Genomic DNA, 16,342 nt, shown 5'->3' on the forward strand with positions numbered 1-16,342 from the left:
CCCCCATGACCGAGAACCATGATGCGATCGTGACCGAGCCCAAGGCGGCGGAGGCAGGTGGCTGCCCGGTCGCGCACGGTCGCGCGGCGCACCCGACCCAGGGCGGCGGAAACCGCCAGTGGTGGCCGGAGCGGCTCAACCTGAAGATCCTCGCCAAGGACCCCGTCGTGGCGAACCCGCTCGGCGCGGAGTTCGACTACGCCGCGGCGTTCGAGGCTCTCGACCTGGCGGCCGTCAAGCAGGACATCGCCGAGGTGCTGACCAACTCGCAGGACTGGTGGCCCGCCGACTTCGGCAACTACGGCCCGCTGATGATCCGCATGGCCTGGCACAGCGCCGGCACCTACCGCATCAGCGACGGCCGGGGCGGCGGCGGCCGCGGACAGCAGCGCTTCGCGCCGCTGAACAGCTGGCCGGACAACGGCAACCTCGACAAGGCCCGCCGTCTGCTGTGGCCGGTCAAGAAGAAGTACGGCCAGTCCATCTCCTGGGCCGACCTCATGATCCTCACGGGCAACGTCGCGCTGGAGACGATGGGCTTCGAGACCTTCGGCTTCGGCGGCGGCCGCGCGGACGTCTGGGAGGCCGACGAGGACGTGTACTGGGGTCCCGAGACCACCTGGCTCGACGACCAGCGCTACACCGGCGACCGCGAGCTGGAGAACCCGCTCGGCGCCGTCCAGATGGGCCTCATCTACGTCAACCCCGAGGGCCCCAACGGCAACCCGGACCCGCTGGCCGCGGCCCGCGACATCCGTGAGACGTTCCGCCGGATGGCGATGAACGACGAGGAGACCGTCGCGCTGATCGCCGGTGGCCACACCTTCGGCAAGACCCACGGCGCGGGCCCGGCGGACAACGTCGGCGACGACCCCGAGGCCGCCTCCCTGGAGCAGCAGGGCCTCGGCTGGAAGTCCACCTACGGCACCGGCAAGGGCGGCGACGCCATCACCAGTGGTCTGGAGGTCACCTGGACCACCAAGCCCACCCAGTGGAGCAACGACTTCTTCGACATCCTCTTCGGCTACGAGTGGGAGCTGACCGAGTCCCCGGCCGGCGCCAAGCAGTGGGTGGCCAAGGACGCCGAGGCGATCGTCCCCGACGCCCACGACCCGTCGAAGAAGCGTCTGCCCACGATGCTCACCACCGACCTCTCGCTGCGCTTCGACCCGATCTACGGTGAGATCTCGCGCCGCTTCCACGAGAACCCGGCCGAGTTCGCGGACGCCTTCGCCCGCGCCTGGTACAAGCTGACCCACCGTGACCTGGGCCCGAAGTCCCTGTACCTCGGCCCGGAGGTCCCGGCGGAGACCCTGCTGTGGCAGGACCCGCTGCCGGAGGCCACGGGCGAGGTCATCGGCGCCGAGGACATCGCGGCCCTCAAGGCCAAGCTCCTCGACTCGGGTCTGACCGTCGCGCAGCTGGTGTCCACGGCGTGGGCGTCGGCATCCTCCTTCCGCGGCAGCGACAAGCGCGGCGGCGCCAACGGCGCCCGCATCCGCCTGGAGCCGCAGCGCGGCTGGGAGGTCAACAACCCCGACGATCTGGCGCAGGTGCTGCGCGTCCTGGAGGGCGTCCAGGCCGAGTTCAACTCCGGTGGCAAGCAGGTCTCCCTGGCCGACCTGATCGTCCTCGGTGGCGCCGCCGCCGTGGAGAAGGCCGCCAAGGACGCCGGTCACGACGTGGAGGTCCCCTTCACCCCGGGCCGCGTCGACGCCTCGCAGGAGCAGACGGACGTCGAGTCGTTCGCCGCGCTCGAGCCGACCGCCGACGGGTTCCGCAACTACCTCGGCAAGGGCAACCGTCTGCCGGCCGAGTTCCTGCTGCTCGACAAGGCCAACCTGCTGAACCTGAGCGCGCCGGAGCTGACGGTCCTCGTCGGCGGCCTGCGCGTCCTGGGCGCGAACCACGCCCAGTCCTCGCACGGCGTCTTCACCGACGCCCCGGGCACGCTGACGAACGACTTCTTCGTCAACCTGCTCGACCTGGGGACGACCTGGTCGTCGACGTCCTCGGACCAGAGCACCTTCGAGGGCCGCGACGCCTCCGGCGAGGTCAAGTGGACCGGCACCCGCGCCGACCTGGTCTTCGGCTCGAACTCCGAGCTGCGCGCAGTCGCCGAGGTCTACGCGAGCGACGACGCGAAGGAGAAGTTCGTGAACGACTTCGTCGCCGCGTGGGTCAAGGTCTCCAACCTCGACCGGTTCGACCTGATCTGAGCCCGACCGGTCGGCTCACGCCTCGCGTGATCCGGCCGGCGCACCCAGCACCGTCCGGGGCGTCCGGCCCGGCCTGCACAGGCCGAGCCGGGCGCCCCGGCGCGTTCCCCACCGGAACGGCTCGGGGTGGTTCGGCACCGTGTTCGTCGTCCTAGACGCGCGCCGCCAGCCGGGGCAGCCGGGGCGCCGTCCCCGGGATGGTCGTGCGCTCAGCACGTCGTCGGCGGGCTCCCGGCGCCGCTCTGTCCAGCAGGCGCAGGACGGTGTCGACCACGGCCGGCGAGGACTCCCGCAGCCGGCCGGGTTCCATCACCAGGATGTCGTCTGTGATGTCGGCACCATGGGCGGCCTGACGACAGCGTGGCAGCGGCACGACACCGGGACTATACATAGCGCGTATACGCTCTATGTATAGTCTTGGCATGCCTACTCTGACCAGGAAGATGAAGAACACGGGGGCCTGGTTGCGTGCCGCCGCCATCTCCACGGCGGCCGCTTGCCTGACGGTCACGCTGACCGGCTGCGGCGGTGCCGACACCACCCACCCGAGCGCCGCCCGCGCCCATCCCGCGGCCACCACCCAGGCCGCCCGCTTCGGCACCGTTGACTGCCGGGAGGCGAAGTGCATCGCGCTCACCTTCGACGCGGGCCCCAGCGAGAACTCAGCCCGGCTGCTGGACATCCTGAAGGAGAAACAGGTTCCGGCGACCTTCTTCCTGCTGGGTGCGCGGCACATAGAGAAGTACCCGGAGCTCGTCAGACGCATGGCCGCCGAGGGACACGAGGTGGCCAGCCACACCTGGGACCACAAGATCCTCACGCAGATCACGCCGACGGAGATACGCGAGGAGCTGCAGCGCCCCAACGACGCGATAGAGCGCCTCACGGGGCGCCGTCCCACCCTGATGCGCCCGCCGCAGGGCCGCACGAACGAGACCGTGCACAAGATCTCCCGCGAGCTGGGCCTCGCCGAGGTGCTGTGGTCGGTGACCGCCAAGGACTACACGACGACCGACCCCGCGCTGATCCAGCGCCGGGTCCTCGCACAGGCCGACCGGGACGGCATCATCCTGCTGCACGACATCTACGACGGGACCGTACCGGCCGTGCCCGGGATCATCGACGCGCTGAAAGAGCGCGGATACGTTTTCGTGACGGTGCCCCAGCTGCTGGCGCCCGGGGCGGCTCAGCCGGGGCGGGTCTACCGCTGACCTGTGAGCCGGAGGGTCATCCTCCGCTGAACAGTCCTGACTGCCTACGATCTCCGCGTGGTCACTTTCCGGCTGGAACGCACGGTACCGCTCTCCCTGGACGACGCCTGGCGTCGACTGACCGAGTGGTCCCGGCACGGCGACGTGGTACCGCTCACCCGCGTGTCCGTGCTCACTGCCTCGCCGACCCGCGAGGGCACGGTCTTCGTGGCGCGAACGGGTTTCGGCCCGGTCGCCTTCGCCGACCGGATGGAGGTGACCGTCTGGCAGCCGCCGACCCACGACGAGCCGGGCCGGTGCCGGCTGGAGAAGCAGGGCCGGGTCGTCCTGGGCTGGGCCGAGATCGAGGTACGGCCGGGGCCGGGCGGGCGGGCCCGCGTGTTCTGGCGCGAAGAGTTGCGGGTGCGGTTTCTGCCGGCTTTCGTCGATCCGCTGCTCGGGGCCACCGCCCGCACGGTGTTCGGCCGGGCGGTCAACCAGCTGCTCCGCAGACCATGACTGTTCGGGTGCCCCGCGCCCATGTCAGGGTGAGGGCAGGTCGGGAGCGGACCAGGTCGAGCCGATGCTCTACCGGCCGGACCAGCCGGCCGTGCGCGAGGCGGTGACTCAGGCCACCGAGCCGATCCGCCGTGCGGGCTCCGACGTCACGTCGTGATGGATCGGCGTGCGCGCCCCGGTGAGGGAGACCCCGCTGCCGCCCCGGCGGTTGGCGACGATCTCCGCGGCGATCGACAGCGCCGTCTCCTCAGGCGTACGGGCTCCCAGGTCGAGGCCGATGGGTGAGCGCAGGCGTGCCAACTCCAGCTCGGTGACGCCCACTTCGCGCAGCCGGTCGTTGCGGTCGAGGTGGGTGCGGCGGGAGCCCATCGCGCCGACATAGGCGACCGGGAGGCGCAGCGCCAACCGGAGCAGGGGGACGTCGAACTTGGCGTCGTGCGTGAGGACGCACAGGACGGTCCGCGCATCCACCTCGGTGCGCTCCAGGTACCGGTGCGGCCACTCGACGACGATCTCGTCGGCCTCCGGGAAGCGGGCTTCCGTCGCGAAGACGGGTCGCGCGTCGCACACCGTCACGTGGTAGTTCAGGAACTTGCCGACCCGTACCAGCGCCGACGCGAAGTCGATCGCGCCGAACACGATCATCCGGGGCGCGGGCACGGACGACTCGACGAGGACGGTGAGCGGGGCCCCGCAGCGGGAGCCCCGCTCGTCGATCTCCAGGGTGCCGGTGCGACCGGCGTCGAGGAAGGCGGCGGCCTCGGCCGCGACCGTGCGGTCCAGCTCGGGATGGGCCCCGAAGCCACCGGTGCAGTCACCGCTGTCGTAGGAGACGTTGTCGTAGGAGATGTTGTCGTCGCTTTCGTCGGTGCGGACGAGCAGTGCGCGGCCGACCAGGTCCGCCGGGCCGGTCACGATCCGTGCCAGCGCGGCCGCCCGGCCGGAGGCGGCCGCCTGGAGGGCGGCCGTGATCACCGGGCGGCCGGGGTCGCCGGCCCGCACCGGCGTGACGAGGATGTCGATGATCCCGCCGCAGGTGAGCCCGACGGCGAAGGCGTCGTCGTCGCTGTAGCCGAAGCGTTCGAGGACCGGCTTCCCGTCCTGAAGGGCCTGCCGGCACAGCTCGTAGACCGCGCCCTCCACGCAGCCGCCGGACACCGAGCCGATCGCCGTGCCGTCGGCGTCCACCGCGAGGGCGGCGCCCGGCCGGCGGGGCGCGCTGCCGCCGACGGCCACCACGGTGGCGACGGCGAAGTCACGGCCCTGCTCGACCCACCGGTTCAGTTCCTCGGCGATGTCCAGCATCTCTCGGTCTCCTTGACTGCGGTTGCGTGGAGGGGCGTTGCTCGTTCAACGGAGCGGCTGGGACCTGTGCTAGTGCACGCCCAGCCAGCTCTCGATGGGGTGGAGGGCGAAGTACACGAGGAAGATCACCGTCAGGCCCCACATGAAGGCCCCGATCTCCCGCGCCCTGCCCTGCGCGGCCTTGATGGCGACGTAGGAGATGACGCCCGCGGCGACACCGGTGGTGATGGTGTACGTGAACGGCATCAGGACGACGGTCAGGAACACGGGGACTGCGGTTGCCCGGTCGGCCCAGTCGACGTGGCGGGCGTTCATCAGCATCATCGCGCCGATGACGACGAGGGCGGCGGAGGCGACCTCCTGCGGCACGATCGCGGTGAGCGGGGTGAAGAACCGACAGGCCGCGAAGAAGATACCGGTGACGACCGAGGCGAGGCCGGTACGGGCGCCCTCGCCCACGCCCGTCGCCGACTCGATGAACACGGTCTGGCCGGAGCCGCCCGCCACCCCGCCGATCGCTCCGCCGGCGCCGTCGATGAACAGGGCCTTGGACAGGCCCGGCATCCGGCCCTTGTCGTCGGCGAGTCCGGCCTCGGTGCCGACGCCGATGATGGTGGCCATCGCGTCGAAGAACCCGGCGAGGACGAGCGTGAAGACGATCACGCCGACGGTCATCACGCCGACGTCGCCCCAGCCGCCGAACCGCACGTCCCCGCAGAGCGAGAAGTCGGGCATCGAGACGGCGCTGCCGTGCAGTTCGGGGGCGCCGCCCGCCCACTGCTTCGGGTCGACGACCCCGGCGGCGTTGAGGACGGCGGCGACGACTGTGCCGCCGACGATGCCGATGAGGATGGCGCTGTGTGGCCAGGTCGCACAGGGAACTGGCCTCCTGGGACCGGAGCACGCACGGGATGCGTGTCGCCGCCCCGGGGTCGAGTACGCCGGGGACCAGTGCGCCCAAAACCGTTCGGGGCGTGCCAGTGGGCGGCCTCATCCCCGTCCACTGCCAAGGAACGGTTGAGCAGAAGGGTGTACACCATCGCCATGAAGATGGTGACACCGCTGCATACCTCGCGCCCAACGGTGGATCCGGGTCGAGCGAGGTGGAAGTAGCGGTCGGACCAAGACCGTCCAGCCGGGGCGCGGGCCCCCGCGCCCGCGCCCCCGGCGAGAGGCTTCGGCTCCAGTGACTGCTGGGTCATGTGCGCCTCCTCCCAACGTTCATAGGACACCCGTGCGCTGCCTGCGGCGAGCCCGCGGGATTTGGGAATGGACGACCCGGGGGACGGCCCGAGACGAACAGTTGAGGGTCCGGGGGCGGCGCCCCCGGACGTCAGCGGCTCAGACCCCGTGGGGTCACGTTCCGGTGAGGTGTTCCGGACGTACCGGAGTGCGGTTGAGCTCCAGCCCGGTCGCGTTGCGGATCGCCGCGAGGACGGCCGGGGTCGAGGACAGGGTGGGCGCCTCGCCGACGCCACGGAGCCCGTAGGGGGCGTGCTCGTCGGCGAGTTCGAGCACGTCGACGGGGATGGTCGGCGTGTCGAGAATCGTGGGGATCAGATAGTCCGTGAAGGACGGGTTCCTGACCTTCGCCGTCTTCGGGTCGACGATGATCTCCTCCATAACCGCCACGCCCAGCCCCTGGGCCGTGCCGCCCTGGATCTGACCGATCACGGAAAGCGGATTCAGCGCTTTTCCGACGTCCTGCGCGCAGGCCAGCTCGATGACCTTGACCAGGCCGAGCTCGGTGTCGACCTCGACGACGGCGCGGTGCGCGGCGAAGGAGTACTGGACATGTCCGAAGCCCTGTCCGGTGCGCAGGTCGAAGGGTTCGGTCGGCCGGTGCCGCCATTCCGCCTCGACCTCGACGGCCTCCCCCTCGAGCACGTCGACCAGGCCGGCGAGAACCTCACCGCCGTCGGTGACGACCTTGCCGCCCTCCAGGAGCAGTTCGGCGGTGGCCCAGGCCGGGTGGTAGGAGCCGAACTTGCGGCGCCCGAGCTCCAGGACCTTCTCCCGGACGAGCTCGCAGGAGTTCTTGACCGCACCGCCGGTGACGTACGTCTGCCGGGAGGCCGACGTCGAGCCGGCGCTGCCCACCCGGGTGTCCGCCGGGTGGATGGTCACCTGCGCGACGCCCAGCTCGGTGCGGGCGATCTGCGCGTGGACGGTGACACCCCCCTGGCCGACCTCGGCCATGGCCGTGTGGACGGTCGCGACGGGCTCGCCCGCGATGACCTCTATGCGGACCTTGGCGGTCGAGTAGTCGTCGAAGCCCTCGGAGAAGCCGACGTTCTTGATGCCGACGGCGTAACCGATTCCGCGAACGACACCCTCGCCGTGCGTGGTGTTGGACAGACCGCCGGGCAGCTGCCGGACGTCCGCTCCCTCGCTGCTCTCCCACTGGCGCTCCGGCGGCAGCGGCATCGCCTTGACGCGGCGCAGGAGTTCGGCGACCGGCGCCGGGGAGTCGACCGCCTGCCCGGTCGGCAGCAGACTGCCCTGCTCCATCGCGTTGAGCCGACGGAACTCGACCGGGTCCATGCCGAGTTCCGCCGCCACCTTGTCCATCTGTGCCTCGTAGGCGAAGCACGCCTGGACCGCGCCGAAGCCGCGCATCGCGCCGCAGGGCGGGTTGTTGGTGTAGAGGGCGATGGCCTCGATCTCGACGTCGTCGACGACGTACGGGCCGATACCGAGCGAGGAGGCGTTTCCCACGACGGCCGGGCTGGCGGAGGCGTACGCGCCGCCGTCCAGGACGATCCGGCACTTCACATGGGTCAGCTTGCCCTCGCGGGTGGCCCCGTGCTCGTAGTACAGCTTGGCCGGGTGGCGGTGGACGTGGCCGAAGAAGGACTCGAAACGGTTGTAAACGATTTTGACGGGTTTGCCGGTGCGCAGGGCCAGCAGGCAGGCGTGGATCTGCATGGACAGGTCCTCGCGGCCGCCGAACGCGCCGCCGACGCCGGCCAGCGTCATCCGCACCTTGCTCTCGGGCAGGCCGAGGACGGGTGCGATCTGGCGCAGGTCGGAATGGAGCCACTGGGTGGCGATGTAGAGGTGGACGCCGCCGTCCTCCTCCGGCACGGCGAGGCCGGACTCCGGGCCGAGGAAGGCCTGGTCCTGCATGCCGAAGGTGTACTCGCCCTTGACGATCACATCGGCGCGCCCGGCCGCCTCGCTCGCGTCGCCGCGGATGATCGGCTGGCGGTGGAGGATGTTCGGGTGCGGGACGTGACCGATGTGGTGGTCGTCGCGGCCTTCGTGGACGAGGATCGCGTCCGGGGCGGTCGCGGAGGCCTCGTCCGTGATGACCGGCAGTTCCCGGTACTCCACCTTGATCTTGGCGGCGGCGCGGCGGGCGGTCTCGGGGTGGTCGGCGGCGACGATCGCGACGGGTTCGCCGTGGTGGCGCACCTTGCCGTGGGCCAGGACCGGCGTGTCCTGGATCTCCAGACCGTAGTTCTTCACGTCGGAGGGCAGGTCGTCGTACGTCATCACGGCGTAGACGCCGGGGGTCGCGAGGGCCTCTGACGTGTCGATGGACACGATCTCGGCGTGGGCGACCGTGGAGCGCAGGATCTGACCCCAGAGCATGTCCTCGTGCCACATGTCGGAGGAGTACGCGAACTCTCCGGTGACCTTGAGGGTGCCGTCGGGGCGGAGCGTGGATTCCCCGATGCCGCCCTTGGTCCGTGACCCCTGGGTGATCTTGGTGGGAGCGCCGTTGGCCGGCATCGTCAGACCACCTCTCCCTGCCGGGCGGCCGCCAGGCGGACCGCGTCCATGATCTTCTCGTACCCGGTGCAGCGGCACAGGTTGCCGGAGAGCGCCTCGCGGATGTCCGCGTCGGTCGGGTTCGGGTTGCGTTCCAGCATCTCGTCGGCGGCGACCAGCAGCCCCGGGGTGCAGAAGCCGCACTGGACGGCACCGGCGTCGATGAACGCCTGCTGGATCGGGGCGAGTTCGGTGCCCTCCCCGGTCTGGGAGTCGTGGCCCTTGGGCTGCCATCCCCTGGCCTCGTCGAGCGAGGTCCCCGAGACACCCGACGCGCCCGCCTCGACCGGTCCGCCCGCCGTTCCACAGGAACCGGTTCCACAACCGCCGTGTTCGGCACGCTGCTTGGCGTACTCGGCGAGCCCTTCGACGGTGACCACGTCACGCCCCTCCGCCTGACCGGCGGCGACCAGGCAGGAGCAGACCGGGACGCCGTCGAGCCGGACCGTGCACGAGCCGCACTCGCCCTGCTCGCAGGCGTTCTTGGAACCGGGAAGGCCGAGCCGCTCCCGCAGCACGTACAGCAGGCTCTCGCCCTCCCATACGTCGTCGGCTTCCTGCGGACGTCCGTTGACAGTGAAGTTGACGCGCATCACGCAGCTCCCTCGGTGGTGCGGCGGGCGCCGCGGTACGACTCCCAGGTCCAGGTCAGCGTGCGGCGGGCCATCACGCCCACCGCGTGCCGGCGGTAACTGGCCGTTCCCCGTACGTCGTCGATCGGGTTGCAGGCGGCGGAACACAGGTCCGCGAACTGCTTGGCGACCGACGGGGCGATGATTTTCCCGTTGTCCCAGAAACCGCCTTCTTCGAGCGCCGCGTTGAGGAAGTCCTCCGCGGCTGCGGCCCGGACGGGGGTGGGCGCGGCGGAACCGATGCCGGTGCGGACGGTCCGGGTCTCGGGGTGCAACGCCAGACCGAAGGCGCAGACGGCGATGACCATGGCGTTGCGGGTGCCGACCTTGGAGTACTGCTGCGGTCCGTCGGCCTTCTTGATGTGGACGGCGCGGATCAGTTCGTCGGGGGCGAGGGCGTTGCGCTTGACGCCGGTGTAGAACGCGTCGATCGGGATCCGGCGTGAGCCGCGCACCGACTCGGCCTCGACCTCGGCACCGGCCGCCAGCAGGGCGGGGTGGGCGTCGCCGGCCGGGGAGGCGGTGCCGAGGTTGCCGCCGACGCCGCCGCGGTTGCGGATCTGCGGAGAGGCCACGGTGTGCGAGGCGAGGGCGAGGCCCGGCAGTTCGGCGCGCAGGTTCTCCATGATCCGGGTGTACGGGACGGAGGCGCCCAGCCGCACACTCTCCTCGCCGACCTCCCACTCGTAGAGGTCACCGACACGGTTGAGGTCGAGCAGGTACTCGGGCCTCCGGTGGTCGAAGTTGATCTCGACCATCACATCGGTGCCACCCGCAATAGGCACAGCGGTGGGGTGCTCGGCCTTGGCGGCGAGCGCCTCCTCCCAGCTGGCGGGGCGAAGGAAGTCCATGACCGGCTCTCTTCTTCGTCTCGTGCGTCTCGGAGTCGTATCGGCTGTCGGTGGCGACCGACGGCCGAATCGATCGAGCCAGAATCGGGTGCGGCGGGCCCGGCTCGTTCATGTGCTGTTCACGTGGAGTGAGGCCAGTACACAGCGCCTTGCTCCAGCCCGGTCAGTCACCGAAACCATGAAGGAGTTGGCTGGTCGACCGGGGCATCTTGTAGATTCGTATGAACGGAGGTCATCAGTAACCTCCTCGTTTTCCTGTGGAAACGTAGGAAACAGCCTGGCAATCAAAGAATGCGGTGCGTGACTGTCCGCCGCAGCGGTCCGGCCCCGGTGGGCAGGACCGGCGGCGGGTGCCTTCCCGCCACATCCTTCAAGATTCATCGTAGATTTCGAGACACAGAACGGCGGCGACGAGATGCGGCTGCGCGCCCTGCTGGACACCGATGCGCTGGGCCTGAGGCTCCTCGGCGGCGAGGACGAGCTGGACCGCGCGGTGCGGGGTGTCATGACCACCGACCTGCGGGACCCCAGCCGCTACCTCTCCGGCGGTGAGCTGGTGCTGACGGGCCTGGCGTGGCGCCGGGACGCGGCGGACTCCGAGCCGTTCGTGCGGATCCTGGTGCAGGCCGGGGTGGCCGCGCTCGCGGCGGGTGAGGCGGAACTGGGCGACATCCCGGAGGACCTGGTCGTGGCCTGTGCCCGGCACCGTCTGCCGCTGTTCGCGGTGCACGAGTCGGTGGCCTTCGCGACGATCACCGAGCACGTGGTGCGGCAGGTGTCCGGCGAGCGCGCCGGGGATCTCGCGGCCGTCGTGGACCGGCACCGCCGGATGATGACCTCGGGCCCGGCGGGCGGCGGCCCGGACGTGGTCCTGGACCTGCTCGGCTCGGACCTGGACCTGCGCGCCTGGGTGCTGTCCCCCACCGGTCGGCTGATCGCGGGCCCGAAGGGGGCGGGCCCCGGCCTGCCCGCCGAGGTGTGCGCGAAGCTCGCGGCGGAGCAGCTGGCGGCCGTCCGAACGGGCCGGCGCGGACCGCACCGGGTGCTGGTCGGCCAGGCGACGTACTCGCTGTTCCCGATCCGCAGCAGTGGCCGCGCCCCGCAGACCGCCCAGGGCCCGAAGGCCGGCCGGGACGTGCGCGAGAGCGTGCTGTCGGACTGGCTGCTGGCCGTCGAGGCCGACGCCGGGGACTGGGCGGACGAGCGCCTCGACCTGCTGCAGGGCGTCACCCAGCTGATCGCGGTGGAGCGGGACCGCCGGGACGCCGCGCGCACGGTGCGCAGGCGCCTGGCGCAGGAGGTGCTGGAGCTGGTCCAGACGGGCGCGGCCCCGGCGGAGATCGCGGCCCGGCTGCGGGTGGCCGCGCCGGTGCTGCTGCCGGGACTGGGGGCCGCGCCGCAGTGGCAGGTGGTCGTGGCCCGCGTCGAGTGGGAGGACGGCGGCCCGCAGGCCGGCCCGGTCGCCCAGTCGCTCCTGGAGGAGATCCTGGTCGACCCGCTCGCCACCGGCCCGGAGCCCTCCGACCGCATCGCCGTCGCCCACACAGGTGCGGAGGCCATCGCCCTCGTGCCGCTGCCTGCGGTGTCGAGCGAGCACGACGGCTCCGAGAGCGGCGTCCTCGCCGACGCGCTGCTGACGACCGTACGGGAACCGTTGTCGGCGGGTCTCGACGGCGACGGCCGGCTCACGCTGGGCGTCAGCGCGGCCGTGCATTCGGCGGAGGGGCTGCGCGGGGCGCTGGAGGAGGCGCGGCACGCGCGACGGGTGGCCGCCGCCCGGCCGGGGCGGGTGTGCGCGGCCGGGCACCAGGAACTGGCCTCGCACGTGCTGCTGCTCCCGTTCGTCCCGGACGACGTCCGCAGAGCGTTCACCGCGCGTCTCCTGGATCCCCTGCGCGACTACGACCGACGCCACCGCGCCGAGCTGATCCCGACGCTGGAGGCGTTCCTCGACTGCGACGGCTCATGGACCCGTTGCGCCTCCCGCCTGCATCTGCATGTCAACACATTGCGTTACCGAGTGGGGCGGATCGAGCAGTTGACGAGCCGTGACCTTTCGCGCCTGGAGGACAAGCTGGACTTCTTCCTGGCCCTGCGCATGAGCTGACAACAAGCAGACAAGAAACAGAGGCCGGTTACCGCCCGTCTTGCTGTCCTTCGGCCGGCCGTCCGTCGAAACCTTCGGGGACGGAGAGTCCCACGACTTTGTGAAATCTTTCACCCGCCCCCTTGGCTCGGTGCCGCGATTCGTGCTGAGATGCGGCCACCACTCAAAGCTCGACGGCGCGCTCGGGGAGGGCAACGTGGCGTACACCGCCATGTCCGGTACCGGAACGACCTCAGGTGACGACCCCCTCCAGACGGCGGTATGGCGGCTGCGCTCGCGGGCCTGCTGGTCCGACGCGGCGGCTCTGATCCCGCCCGAAACGGCGCAGGGCGCCATCCAGCGGGCCGCACTGCTCGTGGAGCGGTGCCTGTACACCGAGCAGGGCTGGCAGGACGCCGAGGACGCACTGCGGGCGGCGGAGGCGCTGGCCCACGACGACGAGGAGCGGGGCGCCGCCGCTTGTGAACGGGGGCACCTTGCGTACGCCGCCACGGTGCACGGGGTGCGCGACCGGGTGGACGAGGCGCGGGCCGCGCTCGGCCGGGCGGCGGCGCTGATCCCGCCGGACGCGGTCGGCCGGGCGCTGCTGGACTTCCGCCGGGGCCTGCTCGCGGAGAACATCGCCCGTTCCCCGCAGGCCGCGAGGGCCGCCTACCGCCGCGCCCACACGGCGGCCGCGACGCACTCGGACTCGCTGCTGCTGTCCTTCACCTGGCGCCACCTCGCCGGACTCGCCCTGCGCGACGGCGAGATGGCGGAGGCCCGCCACGGCTTCGCCGAATCCCTGCGCATCCGGGAGGAGTTGGGCTACTTGGTGGGCACAGCACCGGCGCTCGCCTCACTCGCGGACGCGGAAACCGAACCGGAGGCCTCCCGACTACGCGAGGAGGCACGACGCCTGTTCCGCCTCCTCGGAGGCGTCCCCACCTGGCTGGCAAGACAGTTGACACCCCCGGCAGCGACGGCGTAGGGACGAGGGGCTCAGGGGGGCCGAGAGCCGCCAGGCTTGTCAGTGGCGGGCGGCGGCTTCAGCCCGTCCGGCGTTTGAGGACGAGGCCCTTTCGGGGCCGAAGCGGGGGTCCGGGGGCGGCAGCCCCCAGCAGGCCGGCACGCACACGGCACGCACCACGAACCGTCCGCTCAGGCCGCGCCGGCGAAGTGCTCTCGCACCACCGCCTGCACCACGTCCAGATCCCGTGCCGTCAACGCCTCCAGCAGCGTCAGGTGCTCCGTCGCGTCCGCCATGAGGTCGGCCCGTGCGCGCGAGACGGGCCCGCCGACCAACGGCCACTGCGAGCGCCGGTGCAGATCCTCGGCGACCCCGACCAACTGCTCGTTGCCGGTGAGGGTGAGCATCGCCCGGTGGAAGACCCGGTCGGCCTCCGCGTACGTGACCCGGCAGCCGGAGGCCGCCGCGCGCACGCCCGCCTCGGCGAGGGGCCGCAGCTCCGCCCACCGCTCGGCAGGCACCGTACGGGCGAGTCGCAGCATCACGGGAATCTCGATCAGCGCCCGCACCTCGGCCAGCTCGGCGAGCTCGCGCGTACCCCGCACGATCACCCGGAACCCCCGGTTGGGAACGACCTCGACGGCGCCCTCCATCGCGAGCTGCTGCATCGCCTCCCGGACCGGCGTCGCGGAGACCCCGAAACGTTCCCCGAGGACCGGCGCCGAGTACACCTCGCCCGGCCGCAGGTCCCCGGCGACCAGCGCGGTGCGCAGCGCGTCGAGGATCTGGCCGCGCACCGAGGCTCGCTGGACAACCGGGCGGGGACGCGGGATCGGGGTCTCGCTGTGCGTGTGCTCACCGCGCGCGGCGCCCGCCGGGCCGCACGGCTCACGGCCCGCGCCCTCGCCGAACTCACCCGTCTCACCGAACTGTCCGTACTCGGCAGCCGCTCCGCGCGACTGCGCCGGCACCCGAGCCCGGTCCTCGGCCTCCTGCGCGGCCGGATTTCCGGTACCGATGGAGCCCTGCGCACTCTGCTCCACGGGGCCTCCTCCGGCGTTGTCGGTACTTGGGGTCATTGCGGCGGGTTGTTACTCGTCCGTCAAGCACCTTAGGCGCACTGGCCGCCAGTTCAAATCCTAACGATACCGGATAAGGTAAGGCTTACCTTTAATCACTCTCAAAACGGAGGCCTCCAGAGCCTGCCCCCTGGTTCCCGCACCGCCGAGCGCCTCTGCCGGACCGGGCGACAGCCACACCTTCTGCACGGTGCGCCCCGAGGACACCTGCGACGCCTGCCCGAGCATCTGCGACACCCGCCCGCGCGCCCACGACGCCGACAGCGCCCCCAAGCTCACCGGCACCCCAGCGAGTTGAGGCACGCTCAGGCATACTCGCCACCCCCCGGCGACGGGACACGCCCGCAGGTCCCGTAAGATCACCCGGACGAGACTCCCTTTCGGTTACAGGCGATTCACAACTTTCTCACTTGTCACGGGAACTTTCCGTGGAACCACCCGTACGGGTAGTCTTATTCGAACTCAACTCCCGCCCCTCAAGCGGCAGTTCGAGCAGAACGTCGCCCTGGGCATCCCCTTGCACCTCCTTGGCGGCCTCTTGCCCCGAAACCCCCTGAGGGACGGCGGGATTGGGCCACTATGGCGGGCGTTACGCCCTATCCCAATGCAAGGGACCCCCAGATGAGACTGACCGACATATCGCTGAATTGGCTGCTTCCCGGCGCCGTACTGCTCCTGGGCATGCTGGCGGCGGTTGCGGTGCTCGCGCGCGGCAAGCGCTCCTCCGGGGCCAACGCGAGCGCGGACGACTCGTGGGAGCGCACCGAAGAGCGCCGCAGGCGCAAGGAAGCCATATATGGAACCGCTTCCTATGTGCTTCTGTTCTGCTGTGCGGCCGTCGCCGCCGCACTCTCCTTCCACGGCCTGGTCGGCTTCGGCCAGCAGAACCTCGGCCTCACCAACGGCTGGGAGTACCTCGTCCCGTTCGGCCTGGACGGCGCGGCGATGTTCTGCTCCGTGCTCGCGGTGCGCGAGGCCAGCCACGGTGACGCGGCGCTCGGCTCCCGGATACTCGTGTGGACGTTCGCGGGCGCCGCGGCCTGGTTCAACTGGGTGCACGCGCCCAGGGGCCTCGGCCACGACGGCGCACCGCAGTTCTTCTCCGGCATGTCTCTGTCGGCGGCCGTTCTCTTCGACCGGGCCCTGAAGCAGACCCGCCGGGCCGCGCTGCGCGAGCAGGGGCTGGTGCCCCGTCCGCTGCCGCAGATCCGCGTCGTGCGCTGGCTGCGGGCTCCTCGTGAGACCTACAAGGCGTGGTCGCTGATGCTCCTGGAAAACGTGCGCAGCCTGGACGAGGCCGTCGAGGAGGTCCGCGACGACAAGGTCCGCAAGGAGGAGACCAAGCTGCGCCGTCGCGAGCAGCAGCGGGTCGAGCGGGCCCAGTTGAAGGCGATCAGCCGAGGTCACGGTCGTTTCCCCGGCCGCGGTGGCGGCGGTGGCCGTCAGGTGGAGGCCCAGGCCGCCCTGGAGCGCGCGACGGCCGAGCGAGTTTCCGCGGAGCCTGCCATAGCGAACTCTGCGGAGCAGCTGCCCGTACGGTCACGGCCCTCCCTGCAGCCCGTTCGCCACGGCTCCGACTCGTCGATCACCGTCGATCTCACCGCGGAGGACGACACGATGGCCCTGCCGCGTCTTGACTCCCTGGAGCGCAAGCTCAAGGACCTGGAGCAGCAGTTCGGCTGACGGACAGGTAGGCACCACCGGGAAGGGGGCG

At 71.1% G+C, this 16,342-nt stretch carries 12 protein-coding genes and 1 pseudogene; 6 read left to right on the plus strand and 7 right to left on the minus strand.

Going from position 1 to position 16,342, the window contains the following annotated elements:
• The first annotated feature begins 5 nt into the window (after positions 1-5).
• Positions 6-2,219 carry a catalase/peroxidase HPI gene (gene katG, locus B5557_RS09970; RefSeq protein WP_079658777.1) on the plus strand — a complete coding sequence of 738 codons (2,214 nt, stop codon included), beginning with the start codon at positions 6-8 and terminating at the stop codon, positions 2,217-2,219.
• Between the two features lie 151 nt (positions 2,220-2,370).
• Here the strand turns inward: katG and B5557_RS43605 are convergent, their stop codons facing one another.
• A complete protein-coding gene (locus B5557_RS43605; protein WP_143688161.1) occupies positions 2,371-2,592 on the minus strand; it encodes a hypothetical protein in 222 nt (73 codons plus the stop codon).
• A gap of 70 nt (positions 2,593-2,662) precedes the next feature.
• Between B5557_RS43605 and B5557_RS09975 the strand changes: the two genes are divergently transcribed.
• Both B5557_RS09975 and B5557_RS09980 read left to right on the plus strand, forming a co-directional pair.
• On the plus strand, positions 2,663-3,430 hold the full coding sequence (locus B5557_RS09975; RefSeq protein WP_079658778.1) for a polysaccharide deacetylase family protein: 768 nt from the start codon (positions 2,663-2,665) through the stop codon (positions 3,428-3,430).
• Positions 3,431-3,487: 57 nt separating this feature from the next.
• Positions 3,488-3,928 (plus strand): Immediate-early protein 2, encoded by a 441-nt coding sequence (locus tag B5557_RS09980; protein ID WP_079658779.1) that lies wholly within the window; start codon positions 3,488-3,490, stop codon positions 3,926-3,928.
• Positions 3,929-4,036: 108 nt separating this feature from the next.
• Here B5557_RS09980 and B5557_RS09985 read toward each other — a convergent pair whose 3' ends face one another.
• From B5557_RS09985 to B5557_RS10010, 5 genes and pseudogenes are all read right to left on the minus strand, one after another.
• Positions 4,037-5,233: an XdhC family protein gene (locus tag B5557_RS09985; protein ID WP_079658780.1), complete on the minus strand. Its 1,197-nt coding sequence runs from the start codon at positions 5,231-5,233 to the stop codon at positions 4,037-4,039.
• Positions 5,234-5,302: 69 nt separating this feature from the next.
• A pseudogene (locus B5557_RS09990) lies at positions 5,303-6,435 on the minus strand (solute carrier family 23 protein).
• Positions 6,436-6,589: 154 nt separating this feature from the next.
• A complete protein-coding gene (locus tag B5557_RS10000) occupies positions 6,590-8,971 on the minus strand; it encodes a xanthine dehydrogenase family protein molybdopterin-binding subunit (protein ID WP_079658782.1) in 2,382 nt (793 codons plus the stop codon).
• A gap of 2 nt (positions 8,972-8,973) precedes the next feature.
• Positions 8,974-9,603 (minus strand): (2Fe-2S)-binding protein, encoded by a 630-nt coding sequence (locus B5557_RS10005; RefSeq protein ID WP_079658783.1) that lies wholly within the window; start codon positions 9,601-9,603, stop codon positions 8,974-8,976.
• Positions 9,603-10,493: an FAD binding domain-containing protein gene (locus tag B5557_RS10010; protein ID WP_079658784.1), complete on the minus strand. Its 891-nt coding sequence runs from the start codon at positions 10,491-10,493 to the stop codon at positions 9,603-9,605. The genes B5557_RS10005 and B5557_RS10010 overlap by 1 nt, the downstream gene beginning before the upstream one ends.
• A gap of 415 nt (positions 10,494-10,908) precedes the next feature.
• Between B5557_RS10010 and B5557_RS10020 the strand changes: the two genes are divergently transcribed.
• Positions 10,909-12,600 carry a PucR family transcriptional regulator gene (locus B5557_RS10020; RefSeq protein WP_079658786.1) on the plus strand — a complete coding sequence of 564 codons (1,692 nt, stop codon included), beginning with the start codon at positions 10,909-10,911 and terminating at the stop codon, positions 12,598-12,600.
• 196 nt (positions 12,601-12,796) lie between these two features.
• Positions 12,797-13,570 (plus strand): hypothetical protein, encoded by a 774-nt coding sequence (locus B5557_RS10025; RefSeq protein WP_079658787.1) that lies wholly within the window; start codon positions 12,797-12,799, stop codon positions 13,568-13,570.
• A 170-nt stretch (positions 13,571-13,740) separates the two neighbouring features.
• Here the strand turns inward: B5557_RS10025 and B5557_RS10030 are convergent, their stop codons facing one another.
• Complete coding sequence (locus B5557_RS10030) at positions 13,741-14,592, minus strand: GntR family transcriptional regulator (RefSeq protein ID WP_079658788.1); 852 nt, start codon at positions 14,590-14,592, stop codon at positions 13,741-13,743.
• 657 nt (positions 14,593-15,249) lie between these two features.
• Between B5557_RS10030 and B5557_RS10035 the strand changes: the two genes are divergently transcribed.
• Entirely contained in the window at positions 15,250-16,311 is a 1,062-nt protein-coding gene (locus B5557_RS10035; RefSeq protein ID WP_079658789.1) for a DUF2637 domain-containing protein, read from the plus strand.
• Positions 16,312-16,342 lie beyond the last annotated feature (31 nt).

This window comes from Streptomyces sp. 3214.6 (assembly GCF_900129855.1).
Lineage (GTDB): Bacteria > Actinomycetota > Actinomycetes > Streptomycetales > Streptomycetaceae > Streptomyces > Streptomyces soliscabiei.

Excerpts from the sequence above, each read along its gene's own strand:
- katG (WP_079658777.1), top strand. The coding sequence starts at position 6 with ATGACCGAGAACCATGATGCGATCGTGACCGAGCCCAAGGCGGCGGAG.
- B5557_RS09975 (WP_079658778.1), top strand. The coding sequence starts at position 2,663 with ATGAAGAACACGGGGGCCTGGTTGCGTGCCGCCGCCATCTCCACGGCG.
- B5557_RS09985 (WP_079658780.1), bottom strand. The coding sequence starts at position 5,233 with ATGCTGGACATCGCCGAGGAACTGAACCGGTGGGTCGAGCAGGGCCGT.
- B5557_RS10000 (WP_079658782.1), bottom strand. The coding sequence starts at position 8,971 with ATGCCGGCCAACGGCGCTCCCACCAAGATCACCCAGGGGTCACGGACC.
- B5557_RS10005 (WP_079658783.1), bottom strand. The coding sequence starts at position 9,603 with ATGCGCGTCAACTTCACTGTCAACGGACGTCCGCAGGAAGCCGACGAC.
- B5557_RS10010 (WP_079658784.1), bottom strand. The coding sequence starts at position 10,493 with ATGGACTTCCTTCGCCCCGCCAGCTGGGAGGAGGCGCTCGCCGCCAAG.
- B5557_RS10020 (WP_079658786.1), top strand. The coding sequence starts at position 10,909 with ATGCGGCTGCGCGCCCTGCTGGACACCGATGCGCTGGGCCTGAGGCTC.
- B5557_RS10035 (WP_079658789.1), top strand. The coding sequence starts at position 15,250 with ATGAGACTGACCGACATATCGCTGAATTGGCTGCTTCCCGGCGCCGTA.